Below are 17777 nucleotides of genomic sequence, written 5' to 3' on the forward strand. Positions count from 1 at the left end.
AGAATTGAAAACTTGCAAATAGAGCTGGGAACCCGCAAATAGGATTTGGCATTCTGCAGATAATGAGGCAGACTGCGACTCGAATTCAAAGAACTGCAAATAGACTGAGCGATCATGCAAATAGACTGAACGATCTTGCAAATAGAATCATAAAATTGCAAATAGAGCAGGGAACCCGCAAATAGAAATCGGCATTCTGCAAATAAAGAGGCAGATTGCGACTGAAATTCAAAGAACTGCAAATAGACTGTGCGATCTTGCAAATAGAATCGAAAACCTGCAAATAGACTGAGCCATCTTGCAAATAGAATCATAAAATTGCAAATAGAGCAGGGAACCCGCAAATAGAAATTGGCATTCTGCAGATAAAAACGCAGATTGCGACTGAAATTCAAGGAACTGCAAATAGACTGAGCGATCTTGCAAATGGAATCCAAAACTTGCAAATAGACTGAACGATCTTGCAAATAGAATCATAAAATTGCAAATAGACCAGGGAACCCGCAAATAGAAATCGGCATTCTGCAGATAAAGAGGCAGATTGTGACTCGAATTCAAAGAACTGCAAATAGAATGTGCGATCATGCAAATAGAATCCAAAACCTGCAAATAGACTGTGCCACCCTGCAAATAGAATTATAAAATTGCAAATAGACCGGCAAATTCTGCAAATAGAATCCCTTAACACTCCAATAAGAATGTATCACAATAACGAAAAACACCCGAATTCTCTGCAACTCCACAAATAAATAGATTTTCAAATACAAAATCCCCGTTCCACTTCCGGAACGGGGATTTCATTCTTATTTTTTCTGAGGCGGATAAACCTTCCACTTGGATAAATCCGGCTGCTGTTTTTGAACAAGCTCTTTTGGAAAGATAAAAGTCCATGGCTTGCTTGTGTTGGCTTTTACTTCAAATTTCTCAAGCTTGAAACCGCCCTGGCAGATGATATCTCCCGCAGCGTCTTCTACGATGAGAGGGATCTGTTCCAGCTGGATGTTTTTTTCGCTGCCGTTTCGAATTAGAACCGTAACAGCGAGGTTTCCCTCACTTCCATGCTTGGCTTCTATTCCCATGAAGTTTACTTCGCCAGGGGATAGAGCAGGCAAGGAAGAAACCATTTTCTCCAGATGTTCTTTTTGGGCTGGGGAAATCTGATTTTCCCAGCTTTCTTCAAGATCCAGCTGATGGACAGCTGCTGATTTTTTCAATTCAAAAGCGATCTTCCAGCCTTCTTCAGGGATCTTATCAACAAGCTTATCTTCTGACGAAAAGAGAAAGCGCCATGGGCGTGATGTCATAGATGGAAGCTCATCCATGCCATCAAGCTCAAATTGCTTTTTCGCAATGGCCTGGCCATTTTCGTCCAATAAAAGAAGATCTACTGCCTCGAAACGTATGGCTTTAGGCAATGTATTCCTTAAGATGGCGACAACCACAAATCCTTCATCAAAATTAATGAGTTTAATGCCGTTTATGGCAATTTGGTTCGGCTTAAGCAAAGGGAGCTGCTGGTGTTTGAATTGATAAACATATTTCTCCTGGCTGGTTAGCTCCCAGTCAGGATGAAATGATAATGTTGTTTTTACAAGATCATCCAGATCAGCATTAATTTCGTTCTGCTGCAGTTCTTGCTGCTGATCCTGTTCAGGTGTTTTCTCTTTTTTTGCTTTTCTTTTAAATAAAGCCATTCTCTAAGTTCCCCCTCGAGTTACTCTTCTGAAGCCTGGAATTGACTTTTTAGATATTCGATAAATCGCAGGCTGATCCCTGATTCAATTTCGAACATCAGTCGATTGAATTCGGCTAGTGCCTCGTTTTCAAGAAGGCGGTAAGGGTCTTCCTGTCCATAGCCTCGCAGGTGGATGCCATCTTTAATGATCGTCATGACTTCCAGGTGCTGAATCCAGTTCGCGTCAATCAGCTGAAGCATAAATCTCTGCAGCTGGCTGCCCAGCTCTTCCTCTTCCTGAAGGGAAAGAATCTGATTCTCAAGCTCTGCATATTCCTTCATGACTAAATCAGTTATCTCTTCTTTTTCAATGTCCTGAAGATCATGCAGGCCGATATTAAACTGAATAAATACAAAGCTTAGCTCTTCTAAAAGTCCATTTAGACTCCATTCCCCGCTCGCGATGTCTTCAATACAGTATTTATCGATGATCTGCAAAAGATATTTTTTAATATAGCTTGTAACTTCAGGGAATGTCTCACTCGCTTCAGCCTTTAATAGCCTGTCTCTCATTGAATAGATGACTTTGCTTTGGCGGTCGATTACATCATCCAGTTTCAGCAGATGGCTTCTGGATGAATGGTGTGAGTGTTCAACCGTTTCCTGAACGCGGCGCACGAATTTATTTGGGTCAGGAGATAGAATAAGTCCCGCTTCATTCGTTTTAACCTTTTTCAGATATTTTTCCATTTCATCTGGATCATAGTTGATAAAAAGATCATCCTCAAGAGAAACAATGAACTGGGAAGAGCCCGGGTCCCCCTGTCTTCCGGAACGTCCCCGCAGCTGCATATCAATTCTCATGCTTTCATGGCGTTCTGTTCCGATAATATGAAGTCCGCCCAATTCTTTGACGCCTTCGCCAAGCAGAATATCTGTGCCCCGGCCAGCCATGTTGGTCGCAATCATGACCTGGCCTTTTTGACCTGCAAGGGAAATGATGCGCGCTTCATCTTCTTCAGTCTTGGCATTTAGGATGTGATGCTTAATGCTATGTTTCTTAAGCTGATCAGACAGTTTTTCGGACTGTTCAATCGAAGTTGTTCCTATTAAAATAGGTCTGCCCAATTCATGAAGAGTTATAACTTCTTTGATGATTCTATTAATCTTGGATCGGTAATCTTTAAAGATTAAATCATCTTCGTCTGAACGCTGTATTGGTTTATTTGTAGGAATGGTTACCACTTTTAAATTATACGTTTCCGAAAATTCCTGTTTGGAAGGGGTTGCGCTCCCGGTCATTCCGGCAAGGCTTCCGTACATCCGAAAATAATTTTGAATGGTAATGGTCGCCTGTGTTTCATTCTCTTCCGTAACCTCCAGGCCTTCCTTAGCTTCGAGTGCCTGGTGAAGGCCTTCACTGAAGGTTCTGCCTTCCATTATTCTTCCGGTGAATTTATCTATTAGGATAATCTTCCCGTCTTTTACGATATAATCAACATCCTTCTTCATTACCACATATGCCCGTAAAGACTGCATAACATTATGAAGGAGATCCTGATGCTCGGCATCATATAAATTATCAATGCCAAAAGCTGCTTCAATCTTATAAGCGCCTTTATCTTTTAGATAAATCTGCTTGGTTTCAGGGTAGAATTCATATTCTGCATCGGGCTTAAATGATTTCATCAGGTCGGCAGTAATATAGAATAATTCTGTCCCAAGACTGGATTTATTGGCGATGATCAGCGGCGTGCGGGCTTCATCAATTAAGATGCTGTCGATTTCATCGACGATGGCATAATGAAGCTTTCTTTGCACTTTTTGATTGATGTCATAAACCATATTATCTCTGAGATAATCAAAGCCAAATTCATTACCGGTTCCATATGTAATGTGAGCAGAGTAGGCTTCTTTCTTTTCTTCAGGAGACATTTGCGAGATGTTCAAACCGACTTTGAGCCCCAGGAATTCATGTACTCTTCCCATTTGCTCAAAATCACGTTTTGCCAGGTATTCATTGGCAGTAATGATATGAACTCCTTTGCCTTCAAGAGCATGAAGGTAGCTTGGAAGAGTGGACACCAGTGTTTTCCCTTCACCTGTCTGCATTTCCGCAATGCTTCCTTCATGAAGAACAAAACCGCCAATCAGCTGAACATCATAATGCCTAAGTCCTAATACACGTTTTGCTGCCTCTCTGACAACACTGAATGCTTCTATCTTTATGTCTTCAAGTGATTTGCCCTGCTTAATATCTTCCATGAACATGGCAGTTTTTTGCCTTAGTTCGTCGTCGGATAGCTTTTGGATCTCTTTTTCCCTGCTGTTTACTGCATCGGATAATTTCGACAGTCTTTTTATTTCGCGGGTGGAATCACTGAGCATCATTTTAACCTTTGTTAGCATACTTTTCGCCTCTATTTCCAGTAAAAATTGACCTAGTCGAATTATATCATATTGGGCATATTTTTGTTGAAGTGGAAGAAATTTCTAGTATAATTGTAGAATAATAGGATAGTCTTTGTAACTTTCCTGTAAATAGACACGTCTGTTTATTATGTGGAAAGGAAGGTGGAGTAATAACTGATAAATCGGGAATAGAGGGAATACGAATCAAATTAATATTCTTTCCTTTAAAGGTATGAAATATACCTTCCAATTAAAAAAACATTGCGTATTTAAAGATATGTGTTACGATATTCATGATTAAGCTAACAATAAAACTAACCTCTGCAAAAGGTGATGATGAATGTATATTCAAGCTGCTATAGCTTTTCTAGTATCTCTTGTAACTGTCTTAGTCATTACGCCGCTTGTCATAAAGTTCGCCATAAAAATCGGTGCGATTGATAAACCGAACCACAGAAAGGTTCATAAAAATGTGATGCCCCGATTGGGTGGTCTTGCGATTTTCATCGGAGTCGTCGCCGGTTATTTTGCGGGCGGGTTATACGACCAAAAGGTCACAGCCATTAGCATTGGTGCACTTTTGATTGTTGCAATCGGGATTCTGGATGACAAATATGAATTATCCGCAAAGGTGAAATTCGCCGGACAATTAGTTGTGGCCGGTTTAATTGTTGCCAGCGGTTTAACAATCGATTTGCTCTCCATCCCTTATATTGGAAACTTTGAGCTGGGCATGTGGAGCTATCCCATAACAGTGTTCTGGATTGTGGCGATTACCAATGCAATCAATCTGATTGATGGCCTGGATGGTCTTTCAGCCGGAATTTCGGCTATTGGAATTGCAACTATTGCCATCATGGCTGGATTAAATGGCAAAATGCTGATTTTAATGATTTCAGTTATTTTGCTGGGAAGTATTATCGGGTTTTTATTTTACAATTTCCACCCGGCGAAAATATTCATGGGAGACACAGGGGCTCTGTTCCTTGGATATTCAATCTCTATTCTTTCCCTGCTGGGGCTATATAAAAGTGTAACCCTGTTCAGCTTTCTTGTGCCGATTATTATATTGGGTGTGCCGGTCTTTGACACAACATTTGCCATTATTAGGCGGATTGTCAATAAAAAGCCGATATCGGCACCTGATAAATCGCATTTGCACCATAGGCTTCTTGCGCTTGGATTTTCCCACAGGAATACCGTATTAGCGATATATGCCTTTGGGATTATGTTCAGTATCAGTGCTGTAATCCTGTCAGAGTCCACTTTATGGGGATCTGTCTTTATCATCTTCGGACTGCTGGTAGTTACAGAAGTATTTGCTGAAATCATTGGCATTGTACATGTTCAGTATAAGCCGGTGCTGACTCTGTTTAAAAAGCTGACGGGCAACCGTTCATATGGTAAGTAACAATAATTTTATAAAATAAAAACCGTTTGTAGCATTTTTTGGTGCAAACGGTTTTTTTAAGAAATTTTATCGCTTATTATTTCCCTTTTTCAAAAAAATATGCAAGAATTTAAAAGGTGAAAAATCACTGTTCTTCTGTATGTAGAATTTATGTCGAAAAAGGTAATATCTTATACTTTTTTTGTCATATTTTCATCATTATATTATTAGAAGTTGTGGTAAACTAACTTGTGAATTTTAATTTTATTTATTTCTGGAGGTATTCTTAATGAAAGTACCTATGCTTGACCTCAGTGAACAGTACCAGGGATTAAAATCTGAAGTATTGGAAGTTCTTGATGGGGTTATGAGTTCTTCAAGATTTATCCTGGGGGACAATGTAAAAAAATTAGAAGCAGATGTTGCGAAATATAGTAATGTTAATCATGGCATTGGCTGCGGTAACGGAAGCGACGCCATACATATTGCACTTCAGGCTTTAGGAGTTGGCCCTGGAGATGAAGTAATCACAACTGCATTTACATTCTTTGCTACCGGCGGAGCAATCGCCCGTGCTGGTGCTACGCCTGTTTATGTGGATATTGACCCAGTAACATTTAATATTGATCCGTCCAAAATCGAGGCGGCGATTACTGAAAAGACGAAAGCGATCATTCCTGTACATTTATACGGCCAAATGGCTGACATGGAAAGCATTGCGAAAATTGCTGAAAAGCATAACCTTGCGATTGTTGAAGATGCTGCACAGGCAATTGGATCAAAACATAACGGAAAAAGTGTAGGAGAACTTGGCACAGCTGCAACTTACAGCTTCTTCCCAACGAAGAATCTTGGAGCATACGGAGATGGAGGCATGATTGTTACGGATAATGATGACGTAGCAGAAAAATGCCGTGTCATCCGTGTGCATGGAAGCAAACCGAAATATTACCACCATGTATTGGGCTATAACAGCCGCCTGGATGAGCTTCAGGCTGCTGTATTAAATGTGAAATTCCCTCATCTGGATACATGGAGCGAAATGCGCAGAAAGAACGCGGACACATACACTAGCCTTCTAAAGGAAAAAGTGGGTGACCATGTTGTAACACCTGTTGAAAAAGAAGGGAATTATCATGTATTCCACCAGTACACACTAAGAGTGGAAAACCGTGATGAGCTTCAGAAGTACCTTCAGGAGCAAGGGGTTTCAACAATGATTTACTACCCGCTTCCATTACATGTTCAGCCTGTATTCCAGGAACTGGGCTACAAAGAAGGAGATCTTCCTATAACTGAAAAAGCGGCTAAAGAAGCCCTTTCTCTGCCGATGTTCCCTGAGCTGAAAAGAGAGCAGCAGGAGTATGTCGTAGAGAAAATTGCAGAATTTTACGGTAAATAAAAATCCAGGAAACGCCGCCGGACTGGGGGCGTTTCTTTACATGCTTACAAAGGGCTGGTGTTGGAATGAGAGAAGAAAAGAAACGATTTGTACTATATGAATACCTGATGTACTTCTGGAAACGAAAGCAATATTTTTTAATTGTTCCGATTATCACGATGCTGCTTGTTGGCGGTGCGGTTTATTTTTTGAAGAAGGATATGCCGTATACGGGACAGGCTGTGGTTTATACGGGGGGAGTAACATCACCGGATCTAACACGTGAAAATAACATTGCAGCAAGATTTGCAGATGAAGAAAATCTAGAGATTTTTGTTTCTTCTAAGCAAGTTAAGTTCACGAAAAAAGGAAACTCTGCAGATGAAGTTGAACAAAGCTTAGATAGAATTACTGAAGAATATGAAGATGATTTAATTGAAAATTTCGAAGGCAGGATAGAGGCTTCAGAAGTTTATCTTGACTCTTTAGATAAACGTGTAATAGTTCTGCAAAAAGCAATCGCAAGCTATAATGAGGAATTAGAAAAAGGCTTAGGCCAGGACCAATATGAAGATTTTACTGACTTATTGATCGAAACAGAAAAGGAACTCTCTGAAGCCGACGCGACAGCTCACCGAATGAGAAGTGATATAGAATTTTTTAAAAAAGAAGCACCAAAAACTCTTTCCGAAAATGTAACCAAAAGCAAAAGCTACTTAAAAGAAGGCGCAGCCATCGGCCTAATCCTGGGACTTGTACTAACCGTCGTATTATTGGCATTAATGAAATATCTAAGTGAAGGCAGGAGATACTACAATGATTAATTTTGCTATTGTAGGTATGGGACATATCGCAAATAAGCATATCGAGGCAATTGAGAAGGCGGAAAATGCAAACCTGTATGCAATCTGCGATAACAATCCGGCAAGACTTGAGATTGACAAGCCTAATGTAAAGAAATATACCGATCTAAATACAATGCTGGAAGAAAATCCGGATATCCATGTGGTGAATATCTGTGTTCCTTCTGGACTTCATGCAGCACTAACGAAGATTGTTGCAGATCATAAAAGACATATTATTGTTGAAAAACCGATGTCATTAAAGCTTCAGGATGCTGAAGATATGATTCAATATGCCAGTGAAAATGGCGTAAAGCTTGCTGTTGTTCATCCTAACCGGTTCCGTCCGGCTATCCAAAAGCTGAAGGCTGAAATGGATAAAGGTTCATTCGGAAAGCTGAGCCATGCGAATGCAACTGTGCGCTGGAATCGCAATCAGGCATATTATGATCAGGCAGCATGGAGAGGCACGAAAGAATTTGATGGCGGCGTTCTTATGAACCAGGCTATTCATGATCTTGATCTTATGCTATGGCTGATGGGGCCTGTAGAGTCTGTCCAGGCGATGGCAGCGACACGCCTCCGTAAAATCGAAACTGAGGACGTTGCAGCAGCAGTTGTTCAATTCAAGAGTGGTGCGCTGGGCGTAATTGAAGCAGCGACTACCATCTATCCGAAAAATCTTGAAGAATCTCTTGCGATTTTCGGTGAAACTGCTTCGGTTAAAATCTCCGGCAGAAATGCAAACTACATTGAAACATGGGATATCGAGGGTGTAGCGGAAGAAGAAGCAGAAAAAATTAAAGATGAAATTAAAGCAGATCCATTCGGCAAGCCAGGCCATCAATGCATTATTGAAGACATGGTACTTGCATTGAAAGAAAACCGTAACCCAATTGTAACTGGAGAAGACGGTTTAGCTCCTGTAAAATTGATACTGTCAATTTTAGAATCAGCAGAAACTGGGAAAAAAGTCGTTATAAAGTAAAGGAGAATGCAAGATGAGTGCATATCAGACATTAATAAATAAAATCGAAAATAAAGAAGCAGTTATTGGTGTAGTAGGATTGGGCTATGTTGGTCTTCCTCTTGCTGTAGAAAAAGCAAAAGCGGGATATAAAGTAATTGGCTTTGATGTACAGGCTGCCCGTGTAGAGCAAGTTAATATGGGGATTAACTATATTGGGGATGTTGTGGATCAGGATCTTGCCGATATGATTAAGGACGGCAGATTGGAAGCAACAACAGACTACGCTAAAATTCAGGAAGTTGATGCAGTGGCGATTTGTGTGCCAACACCGCTTGATATTTACCAGCAGCCGGATACTTCATATGTTGAAAGCTCTTCTAACGAAATTGCCAAGTATGCGCATGAAGGAATGCTCGTTGTATTGGAATCAACAACATACCCTGGAACAACTGAGGAAATTGTAAAGCCTGCTCTTGAAAGCAAAGGCCTTACAGTAGGAGAATCAGTATTCATTGCCTACTCTCCAGAACGTGTGGACCCGGGCAATAAGCAATTCAAAACCAAAAATACGCCTAAAGTAGTTGGCGGTATTACTGAAAACTGTACAAAAGTAGCTTCTGCACTTTATCGCAATGTACTTGAAGGAGATGTATTCGAAGTATCCTCTCCAGCTATTGCGGAAATGGAAAAGATTTTTGAAAATACATTCAGACATATCAATATTGCTCTTGCCAACGAAATGGCGATCCTTTGTGAAAAAATGGGCATTGATGTATGGGAAGTAATTGATGCTGCCAAAACAAAACCATATGGTTTCATGGCCTTCTATCCTGGCCCTGGCCTTGGCGGACACTGTATCCCAATTGATCCATTCTACTTAACATGGAAAGCGCGTGAGTACAATTATCACACAAGACTGATTGAGCTTTCCGGAGAAATCAATAACAGTATGCCTGAGTACGTAATCAACCGTGCTATGCAAATCCTGAATGAAGACGGCAAAGCCCTTCGCGGAGCTAAAATAACCATTCTTGGTGTGGCATACAAAAAGGACATTGATGATGTCCGTGAATCTCCAGTCCTTAAAATTGTTGAACTGTTAGAACAGCATGGAGCTGACTATACGGTAGTTGACCCTTATGTAACTTCATTCAAATCATGCGGTGCAAAAGTGGAAACAGTTGAGCTTTCAAAGCAGCTGCTTAATGATTCTGATCTTGTTCTTGTTACAACAGACCACTCAGACTTTGACTATAAGATGATTGCTGAAGAAAGCAAAGTCATCTTCGATACACGTAATGCAATGAAAGATGTTGAAAAGCCAAACAAGTACGTTAAACTATAATTTCTAAAGGTAAAGGGAGATTCTTATGAATTTTATTGATCCTACAGTACAAACCGATTCATCTGTAAAAGTTGGGTACTATTCCGTTATAGAAAAAGACGTAAAACTTGGCAAAAACGTTATCATTGGAAATCGCGTTACCATTCATGAAGGCACTGTTATTGGCGACAATACAACCATCGCTGATGGTGCTGTCGTGGGGAAACCGCCAAAACCGGCCAAGACGAGCACTGTAAAATTATCAGACTCTATTCCTGCGCTTGAAGTGGGAGAGGATGTAACGATTGGTGCGAACTGTGTCATCTATCGCGGTGCTAAAATCGGCTCTTCCACTTTGATTGCTGATCTTGCGAGTGTCAGAGAAAACGTGGAAATCGGAAACTATGTCATTGTCGGACGCGGTGTTACAGTAGAAAACTACGTGACCATTGGCGACCGCACAAAGATTCAGTCCAATTCTTATATTACTGCTTATACGACATTGGAAGAGCAAGTTTTCATTGCGCCATGTGTAACAACTACAAATGATAACTTCATGGGCAGAACGGAAGAGCGCTTTGACAAAATCAAGGGTGCAATCGTTAAGAAAGGTGCCCGCGTTGGCGGTGCGTCCATTATCCTGCCAGGAATCACGATTGAAGAAGAAACATTTGTAGCTGCAGGTGCTCTTGTTACAAAAAATACCGGGGCGAAAACATTAGTAAAGGGTGTACCCGCTAAGTACGTCAAGGATGTTGACGAGCGGGAGCTGTTATAGGTGCTCGCCCAATTTAAGCGTTTAGGAGCGGATTCGCTCCTTTACGCATTTATGAATGTCGGAACAAAATTAATCGCTTTTATCATGCTGCCTATTTATACAAACTATCTGCCTCCTGCCGAATATGGAGTGCTTGACATTATTGATAAATGGACAGCCATGCTGACGTTTTTAATCATTTTCGGCACTGATTCTGCATTGTCTTTCTACTACTTTGAAACAAAGGATGAAGGCAAAAAGCTGGAGCATGTCCGTAACGTCATGTATTTCAGGATCTTTATTGTAGCTTTGCTGGGACTCATTGTACTTGCAGCTGGCCCTTATATTTCTGAGCTGCTTTTTGGCGATTCAGGGTATGTACGGCTCTTATATATCAGTATTGGGGTACTTTTTCTGGATACCATTCTAGTTGTAGTGCTGATGGTGCTCCGCTTTGACTTTAAAACCAAAAAAGTCGTGATTTTCACAGTAGGGAAAATGCTGCTGGTTGCGATATTATCTTACCTGTTCCTAAAATATTTTGTTCAGACACCAGAAGGAATCCTGCTTGGAAGAATTGTGAGCAGTGCCATTATCTTCTTGCTTCTGCTTTCATCCAGCTTTAAATATTTAAAACCCAAGATTTCCTTTCCGTCGCTGAAGGAATTGGTAAAGTATGCAGCCCCGCTTGTGCCGGCATCCCTTGCCTTTTGGGTAATTGCCAATGCCAGTGTTTTCTTTCTGCAGGCTTTTCATTCCACAGAAGAAGTAGGGATTTATGGAGCTGCCACCAAGCTTGCTACCGTCATCACTTTGCTGACAAGCGGAGTACAAATGGCTTGGCGTCCTTATTCCATGTCCATTAAAGATAAAGAAAATAGCCCTTTGCTCTTTTCAAAAATTTATATGGGACTTCTCCTGATGGGGATTTTTGGAATCATGGCTATTGCAACGGTTATGCCTTTCATTATTGGTATTCTTGGAAAAGACTATTACAATGCATATCAATACGTTGCATTGATATCGGCAGCCACGTTTCTGAATTTTTACTACCTGATTATTTCTGCCGGTTTATTTTTCACAAAGAAAACCGGGGTTATCTCCATAACGTTTGGCATTGTGGCCGTGATTAATACAGTCTTAAACATTACACTTATTCCGGTGTTCTCTATCTGGGGTGCCGTAGCGGCTTATTTGATTGCTTATATGACTGCCATTGTATTCATATTCAGAAAAAGCCAGCAAGCATACTATGTTCCGGTGTCATTTGGGAAAATGGCATTTTTATTTGTAAATATGACTGCTGCAGTTATCAGTATTATTTATGTTCAGGAACATGAGCTCACCTACTTATATATCGCTTTTGCCTGGCTTTATATGCTTCTAATCATTGGAATCAGCCGGGTTGACAAAGATTTCAAAAGAAGATCATTTCAAACTGAAAAATCATTGAATGAATAGAATTGGAAATGCTAAATAGAAGAGAACTCCATAGGAGGATGAATAATGAAAATTCTAACAGTATTAGGCGCCAGGCCTCAATTTATCAAAGCCGCTCCTCTTTCACGGGTTTTGCGTGAAAATCATCAGGAGTTAATTGTTCATACAGGACAGCATTATGATGCAAATATGTCTGATATCTTTTTTGAAGAATTGAACATTCCAAAGCCTGACTATCATTTGAATGTTGGATCTGGAAATCATGGCAAGCAGACTGGCGAGATGCTTGCGAAAATAGAAGAAATTGTACTGGAAGAAAAACCTGATTACCTATTGGTGTATGGGGATACGAATTCCACATTGGCAGGGTCTTTAGTTGCTTCCAAGCTGCATATTCCGGTCATACATATTGAAGCGGGATTACGAAGCTTCAACAAGAAAATGCCGGAAGAAATTAACCGCATTATGACTGACCATGTCTCAGAGTTCCTGTTCTGCCCGACTGATACAGCAGTGGAGAATCTGAAAAACGAAAACATCACATACAATGTCTTCAATATTGGGGATGTTATGTATGATGCAGTTCTGTACAATAAAGGGCTGGCAGCTGAGAAATCCTCCATTCTTAGCGAGAATGAGTTAACTGAAAAAGGCTACCATCTCATCACGATCCACAGAGCTGAAAATACGGACGATATCGGGAATATGAAAAATATCCTGGATGCTTTCTCAAAAATTGAAGATGTAAAAGTATGGCCCATTCATCCGCGTACCAAGCATAAGCTGGAAGGGTACGGCCTAAGCTTAAGCGATGTTCCTAACCTGAAGGTTATTGATCCAGTAGGTTATTTGGACATGCTGACATTGGAAGCAAATGCGAAGAAAATCATTACGGATTCCGGCGGTGTCCAAAAAGAAGCATATTTCATGAAAGTCCCTTGTGTAACAGTACGCGAACAGACGGAGTGGGTTGAAACGCTTGAAGAAGATGCAAACATCCTGGTTGGTACAGATGTAAAGCAGCTATTGGATGCTGTAAATAAAGAAGTAAATCCATCTTATAAGGAAGTTTTTGGAGATGGAAAAGCAGCGGAGAAAATTGTATCTCTAATAGATAACAGATAAGGCGGCTAAGCTATGCTCTATCTTTTAATTTGGTGTATTGTTTTAACGGCTTCCATTTACCTTTTTAAACAGGCTGGCGGAAGCCTCTCCCTTTTAAAGCCAAATATGATTTCAATCATATTTTATTATTCATTTCTCATTTCCAGCTTTATCGGCACTTTGCTGATTGGAATGGGAGTGGATGATTACTATATGATTAACCGACTGTATTTTGAGGAAAGCAGGCAAAAAGGTTTTTATATTATCTGTCTGGTGATGATTTTATTCCCATTGGTCATGATGTTAATCACAAAGCTAAGCAATTTTGATGCCAAAGAGGAATTCAATGAGTATCTTTCAAAAGATATTTCATTGCCTTTTAAAGAGAAGAATGAATTTTTTCTTATATTCCTTATGCTGTCAGGCATTTCTATGTTGTCCATTCTTTATACGCTTTGGAAAGCACCTGTCATTCCTATTCTGGAAGTTGCTTTGGGGAACAGTGAGTATTCCCCTGGAGAATTAAGGATCATGGCCCAAAGGGAATTTGGCGGTAATGTTTTGATACGTAATATTTTCGCGATTGCTTTGACCCCGCTGCTGTCCCTGATTGCTTACGTCTATGCTGTCAGGACCGGGCAGGTGAAGTGGAAGCTATTGTATCTGTCTCTATTTGCAGGTGCTATTTTAATTAATATTTACGATTTGGCTAAATCACCAGTCTTTTTCTATTTGATTATGTTTCTGCTGCTGAGCCTATATATAGGTGTGATCAGGTTTAATGTAAGACGCCTGGTTTTATGGGGGATGCTGGGTGCTGCTGCTCTTGTTTCCATGTATATTGTGATTCAGGGTGTGACGGATATTGGTTCTTATTTGTCCTATAATTCCGGTCCTGTTGGCAGATTGATTTTTGCTCAAATTGCGCCGACTTTCCTGCATTTTGATTTATATGGCAGTTTACTGCCGTTTTTAAATGGGAAGAGCCTGCCAATCATTACGGATTTATTTGATATGGATCATGTCCGCTCCGCAAGGGTTGTAATGGAAACGGTCTTCCCTGAAAAGGTTGAAGCTGGCACAGCTGGAGTGCTGAACACTCTTTATATTGCTGAAGCATATGCGAACTTTGGGTACCTGGGCGTCGTTGTCAGCACGATTTATATTGCTGCATTAGTGCAGATTTTATATATCGTTTTTGTAAGACTCCCTAAAAATCCTGTGTTTTTATGTTTGTTTATTTACTTTACCATTAATATTCCAAGAACCTTGGTTGGTGGCTTTGCAGACTTTTTATTCAATCCAATCTGGGTGCTGATGACAGGTTTGTTTGTGGGGATCTTACTATTTATCAGACTCCGACTTCACTTTACTGTTTTATGGCAAAAGAAAAAGTCTGGAAATGAAGTTTAAGGAGAAATTCCATGAAAAAAGTATTGCTGTATTATCCTTTTGAAATAGCCAAAAATGCGAATAGCGGATCCAAGCTAAGACCAAAAGAGATGCATCAGGCTTTCTTGAGCTGGGGGAAGGAAAATGATGCAGAAATTCTTCTGCTGTCAGGTTCTTCAGCCGCAAGGGAGGAGCTTTTTAACACCTGGAAAAGTGAAGGGAAGCTTGAAGATATTTGGTTCTGTTATATGGAGAACCAGACAATTCCTTTTTGGCTGACAGATAAAGGGCATATTCCCAAAAAGCCATTGATCGACCTGAAGGTCATGAAATTTTTAAAACAGAAAAATGTGCCTGTCGGTGTATTTTATCGGGATGTTTATTGGAAATTTGATGAGCTTTATCCTTTAAAAGGTCTAAAAAAGACAATCATGAAAACTGTTTATCGAATGGAAGAAAGCTTTTACGAGAAGTATTGCGATGTTATTTTCCTTCCAAGCGATGCAATGGGCGAGTATGTTGACATTAATAAGAAGAAAATGGCTCTGCCTCCCGGCGGTAATGCAAAGAACATCATCAAAAAAGAAAAAAACAGTGCGGCTGCTCATGGAATATATGTTGGCGGGATAAACAACGAAGACTATGGTTTATTTTTGCTGCTGGATGCTTTAGAGCTGGCTAACAAAGACCATAGAATCTGTGATTTGACTGTTGTCTGCCGTGAAGAGGAGTTGGCCGGCCTTCCTTCTGACAAAAGAAATCGTCTTGAGGAGCTGAACGTGACGGTTAAGCATTTGAGCGGGGAAGCATTAAACGAATTATACCGTGAAATGGATTTTGCCTTCATCCCGCGATATAGAAGCACATATAATGATTTTTCCGTACCAGTAAAGCTGGTGGAGTATCTATCCAATGAGCTGCCTGTCATTGCCACATTTTGTGAGGCACAAAGAGATATCATTGAAACGGATGGCTATGGGTTAATTTGTGCAGACCAGGCAGATGATATGGCTAAAGCAATTGAAGAAATGACGGGTAATACACAAATATACCGTCACAACATCAAGCAGACTTTTGCCGATAAGCATTCCTGGCTTGCAAGAGTCAAGAAGGTAAAGAGTGCCTTGTTAAAGGAGGAACTATGAAAGTACTAATACTTGCTCCAAGCAGATCGATACACACCCATAAATGGGCTTTATTTTATAAAAATAAGGGAATTGATGTTAAGGTTGTTACATTCTCAGACCACTTTTCAGCAGAAAATGCCAAGGACATCGACACCATTACCCTTCCAAAGCTATTACCCGGGAAATTGTCGTATATTTCGAGTGTTTTCGCTTTGAAAAAGGTACTTAAGAGCTTTCAGCCTGACATTCTTCACGCACATTATGTATCAAGCTATGGATTTGTCGGTGCATTAGCCAATTACAAACCTTTTTATGTGTCTGTTTGGGGAAGAGATATTTTTCAATTTCCCCAGCAGGGCGGCGTGAACAGGAAAATTGTTGAATATACCCTTTCTAAAGCAGACGTTATTTGTTCAACAAGTCATATCATGGCTAAAGAAACAAACAAGTATACAGATAAAAAAGTGTATGTTACACCTTTTGGCGTGGATATGGATAAGTTCAGGCCGATGCCGGAATTTAAGACTGAGGGAAAAGTTACGTTTGGGACTGTTAAGGCACTTTCAGATAAATATGGCATTGGTGATTTAATTAAAGCCTTTGCCAGGATTTATAAGGAAAAGAGCAATTCTGAGCTTCTCATTGTCGGGGACGGACCGCAGCGGGCAGAGTATGAGCAGCTGACTAGAGACCTGGGAATCGATCATGTGACCGAGTTTACCGGACGGGTGCCAAATGATAAAGTCCCGGAATACATTAATAAAATGGACGTATTTGGAGTTCCTTCAACTGAAGACAGCGAGAGTTTCGGTGTAGCTGCGGTTGAATCAATGGCCTGCGGCGTGCCGGCAGTTGTGTCAAATGTCGGCGGACTTCCTGAAGTGGTGCTTGAAGGGAAAACCGGTTTTGTTGTGCCGAAAGAGAACCCGGAAGAGCTTGCAAAAGCGATGCTGCACTTAGCAGACAACAAAGAAAAAAGCATAGAAATGGGACACGCGGGAATCGAACATGTAAAGGCTAATTACAACTGGACGGATAACGCAAATGGCATGCTCGATTTATATGAGCAAACCTTGAACAAGGGGATGAAATCATGATTAAAAAAGCAGTAATACCGGCAGCCGGGCTTGGAACCAGATTTTTGCCTGCTACTAAGGCACAGCCTAAGGAAATGCTGCCTATCGTCGATAAACCGACCATTCAATATATCATTGAAGAAGCAGTTGAGTCGGGAATTGAAGATATCATTATTGTAACTGGCAGAAGCAAAAGAGCGATTGAAGATCATTTTGATAAATCTGTTGAACTGGAAATGCTTTTGGAGAGAACGGGCAAACATGAAATGCTTGAAGTTGTGGAGAACATTTCAAACCTCGTTGATATCCATTATGTAAGGCAGAAAGAGCCGCTTGGCCTTGGGCATGCCGTTCTTTGTGCAAAGAAATTCATCGGTAATGAGCCCTTTGCTGTTCTGTTAGGCGATGATATCGTCGACAGTGAAGTTCCAGCTCTTAAACAAATGATAAATCAATACACAAAGGTACAGTCCAGCATCCTGGGATGCAATGAAGTACCGCGCTCTGAGGTATATAAGTACGGTATTGTAAATTATTCCGAAAACACTGGCGACCTTTTTAAAGTTCATAGCCTGGTTGAGAAGCCTGCAGTTGAAGAAGCTCCATCAACACAGGCAATCGTAGGCAGATACATCCTTACACCAGCTATTTTTGATATGCTTGAGGATGTCCAGCCGGATAAAAAGGGTGAAATTCAGCTTACAGATGCAATTGACAGTCTGCTTGATAAGGAATCCATCTACTCATACATTATTCAGGGAAACCGCTATGATGTCGGAGACAAATTCGGATTCCTGCAGGCATCAATCGATTTTGCATTAAAGCGCCCTGACCTTAAAGATAAGCTGTCAGCTTATTTAAAGGAACTAAATGTTAAGTAATGGAGA

14 protein-coding genes are annotated in these 17777 nt (G+C 40.6%); 12 read left to right on the forward strand and 2 right to left on the reverse strand.

The annotated features are described in order from the left end of the window. Positions 1-803: 803 nt before the first annotated feature. The gene (locus BFI01S_RS07805; protein ID WP_061792102.1) at positions 804-1694 is read right to left on the reverse strand and encodes an accessory Sec system S-layer assembly protein; all 891 of its coding nucleotides are present in this window, start codon (positions 1692-1694) and stop codon (positions 804-806) included. A gap of 20 nt (positions 1695-1714) precedes the next feature. Continuing rightward, positions 1715-4084, reverse strand: a complete 2370-nt coding sequence (gene secA2, locus BFI01S_RS07810; RefSeq protein ID WP_061792103.1) for an accessory Sec system translocase SecA2 — start codon at positions 4082-4084, stop codon at positions 1715-1717. A 343-nt stretch (positions 4085-4427) separates the two neighbouring features. On the opposite strand from secA2, the gene BFI01S_RS07815 reads away from it, so the two are divergent. From BFI01S_RS07815 to galU, 12 genes are all read left to right on the forward strand, one after another. Then, a complete protein-coding gene (locus BFI01S_RS07815; protein WP_061792104.1) occupies positions 4428-5498 on the forward strand; it encodes a glycosyltransferase family 4 protein in 1071 nt (356 codons plus the stop codon). Positions 5499-5766: 268 nt separating this feature from the next. Further along, a complete protein-coding gene (locus tag BFI01S_RS07820; RefSeq protein WP_061792105.1) occupies positions 5767-6879 on the forward strand; it encodes a DegT/DnrJ/EryC1/StrS family aminotransferase in 1113 nt (370 codons plus the stop codon). A gap of 65 nt (positions 6880-6944) precedes the next feature. Next, positions 6945-7682 (forward strand): GumC domain-containing protein, encoded by a 738-nt coding sequence (locus tag BFI01S_RS07825; RefSeq protein WP_061792106.1) that lies wholly within the window; start codon positions 6945-6947, stop codon positions 7680-7682. Further along, the gene (locus tag BFI01S_RS07830; RefSeq protein WP_061792107.1) at positions 7675-8688 is read left to right on the forward strand and encodes a Gfo/Idh/MocA family protein; all 1014 of its coding nucleotides are present in this window, start codon (positions 7675-7677) and stop codon (positions 8686-8688) included. Before BFI01S_RS07825 ends, BFI01S_RS07830 begins: the two co-directional genes overlap by 8 nt. Before the next feature lie 13 nt (positions 8689-8701). Next, entirely contained in the window at positions 8702-10015 is a 1314-nt protein-coding gene (locus BFI01S_RS07835) for a nucleotide sugar dehydrogenase (protein WP_061792108.1), read from the forward strand. 25 nt (positions 10016-10040) lie between these two features. After that, positions 10041-10772: an acyltransferase gene (locus tag BFI01S_RS07840; protein ID WP_061792109.1), complete on the forward strand. Its 732-nt coding sequence runs from the start codon at positions 10041-10043 to the stop codon at positions 10770-10772. Beyond that, complete coding sequence (locus tag BFI01S_RS07845; protein WP_061792110.1) at positions 10773-12212, forward strand: lipopolysaccharide biosynthesis protein; 1440 nt, start codon at positions 10773-10775, stop codon at positions 12210-12212. A gap of 45 nt (positions 12213-12257) precedes the next feature. Next, a complete protein-coding gene (gene wecB / locus BFI01S_RS07850; RefSeq protein WP_061792111.1) occupies positions 12258-13316 on the forward strand; it encodes a non-hydrolyzing UDP-N-acetylglucosamine 2-epimerase in 1059 nt (352 codons plus the stop codon). 12 nt (positions 13317-13328) lie between these two features. Further along, positions 13329-14708 (forward strand): O-antigen polymerase, encoded by a 1380-nt coding sequence (locus BFI01S_RS07855; RefSeq protein WP_061792112.1) that lies wholly within the window; start codon positions 13329-13331, stop codon positions 14706-14708. 11 nt (positions 14709-14719) lie between these two features. Beyond that, entirely contained in the window at positions 14720-15832 is a 1113-nt protein-coding gene (locus BFI01S_RS07860) for a glycosyltransferase (RefSeq protein WP_061792113.1), read from the forward strand. Continuing rightward, complete coding sequence (locus BFI01S_RS07865) at positions 15829-16911, forward strand: glycosyltransferase (protein ID WP_061792114.1); 1083 nt, start codon at positions 15829-15831, stop codon at positions 16909-16911. Before BFI01S_RS07860 ends, BFI01S_RS07865 begins: the two co-directional genes overlap by 4 nt. Continuing rightward, positions 16908-17771, forward strand: a complete 864-nt coding sequence (galU, locus tag BFI01S_RS07870; protein WP_061792115.1) for a UTP--glucose-1-phosphate uridylyltransferase GalU — start codon at positions 16908-16910, stop codon at positions 17769-17771. The genes BFI01S_RS07865 and galU overlap by 4 nt, the downstream gene beginning before the upstream one ends. The last annotated feature ends 6 nt before the right edge of the window (positions 17772-17777 follow it).

The organism is Cytobacillus firmus NBRC 15306, assembly GCF_001591465.1.
In the GTDB taxonomy this organism is placed as follows: Bacteria; Bacillota; Bacilli; order Bacillales; family Cytobacillaceae; genus Cytobacillus; species Cytobacillus firmus.

Excerpts from the sequence above, each read along its gene's own strand:
- BFI01S_RS07805 (WP_061792102.1), bottom strand. The coding sequence starts at position 1,694 with ATGGCTTTATTTAAAAGAAAAGCAAAAAAAGAGAAAACACCTGAACAG.
- secA2 (WP_061792103.1), bottom strand. The coding sequence starts at position 4,084 with ATGCTAACAAAGGTTAAAATGATGCTCAGTGATTCCACCCGCGAAATA.
- BFI01S_RS07815 (WP_061792104.1), top strand. The coding sequence starts at position 4,428 with ATGTATATTCAAGCTGCTATAGCTTTTCTAGTATCTCTTGTAACTGTC.
- BFI01S_RS07820 (WP_061792105.1), top strand. The coding sequence starts at position 5,767 with ATGAAAGTACCTATGCTTGACCTCAGTGAACAGTACCAGGGATTAAAA.
- BFI01S_RS07825 (WP_061792106.1), top strand. The coding sequence starts at position 6,945 with ATGAGAGAAGAAAAGAAACGATTTGTACTATATGAATACCTGATGTAC.
- BFI01S_RS07830 (WP_061792107.1), top strand. The coding sequence starts at position 7,675 with ATGATTAATTTTGCTATTGTAGGTATGGGACATATCGCAAATAAGCAT.
- BFI01S_RS07835 (WP_061792108.1), top strand. The coding sequence starts at position 8,702 with ATGAGTGCATATCAGACATTAATAAATAAAATCGAAAATAAAGAAGCA.
- BFI01S_RS07840 (WP_061792109.1), top strand. The coding sequence starts at position 10,041 with ATGAATTTTATTGATCCTACAGTACAAACCGATTCATCTGTAAAAGTT.
- wecB (WP_061792111.1), top strand. The coding sequence starts at position 12,258 with ATGAAAATTCTAACAGTATTAGGCGCCAGGCCTCAATTTATCAAAGCC.
- BFI01S_RS07855 (WP_061792112.1), top strand. The coding sequence starts at position 13,329 with ATGCTCTATCTTTTAATTTGGTGTATTGTTTTAACGGCTTCCATTTAC.
- BFI01S_RS07860 (WP_061792113.1), top strand. The coding sequence starts at position 14,720 with ATGAAAAAAGTATTGCTGTATTATCCTTTTGAAATAGCCAAAAATGCG.
- BFI01S_RS07865 (WP_061792114.1), top strand. The coding sequence starts at position 15,829 with ATGAAAGTACTAATACTTGCTCCAAGCAGATCGATACACACCCATAAA.
- galU (WP_061792115.1), top strand. The coding sequence starts at position 16,908 with ATGATTAAAAAAGCAGTAATACCGGCAGCCGGGCTTGGAACCAGATTT.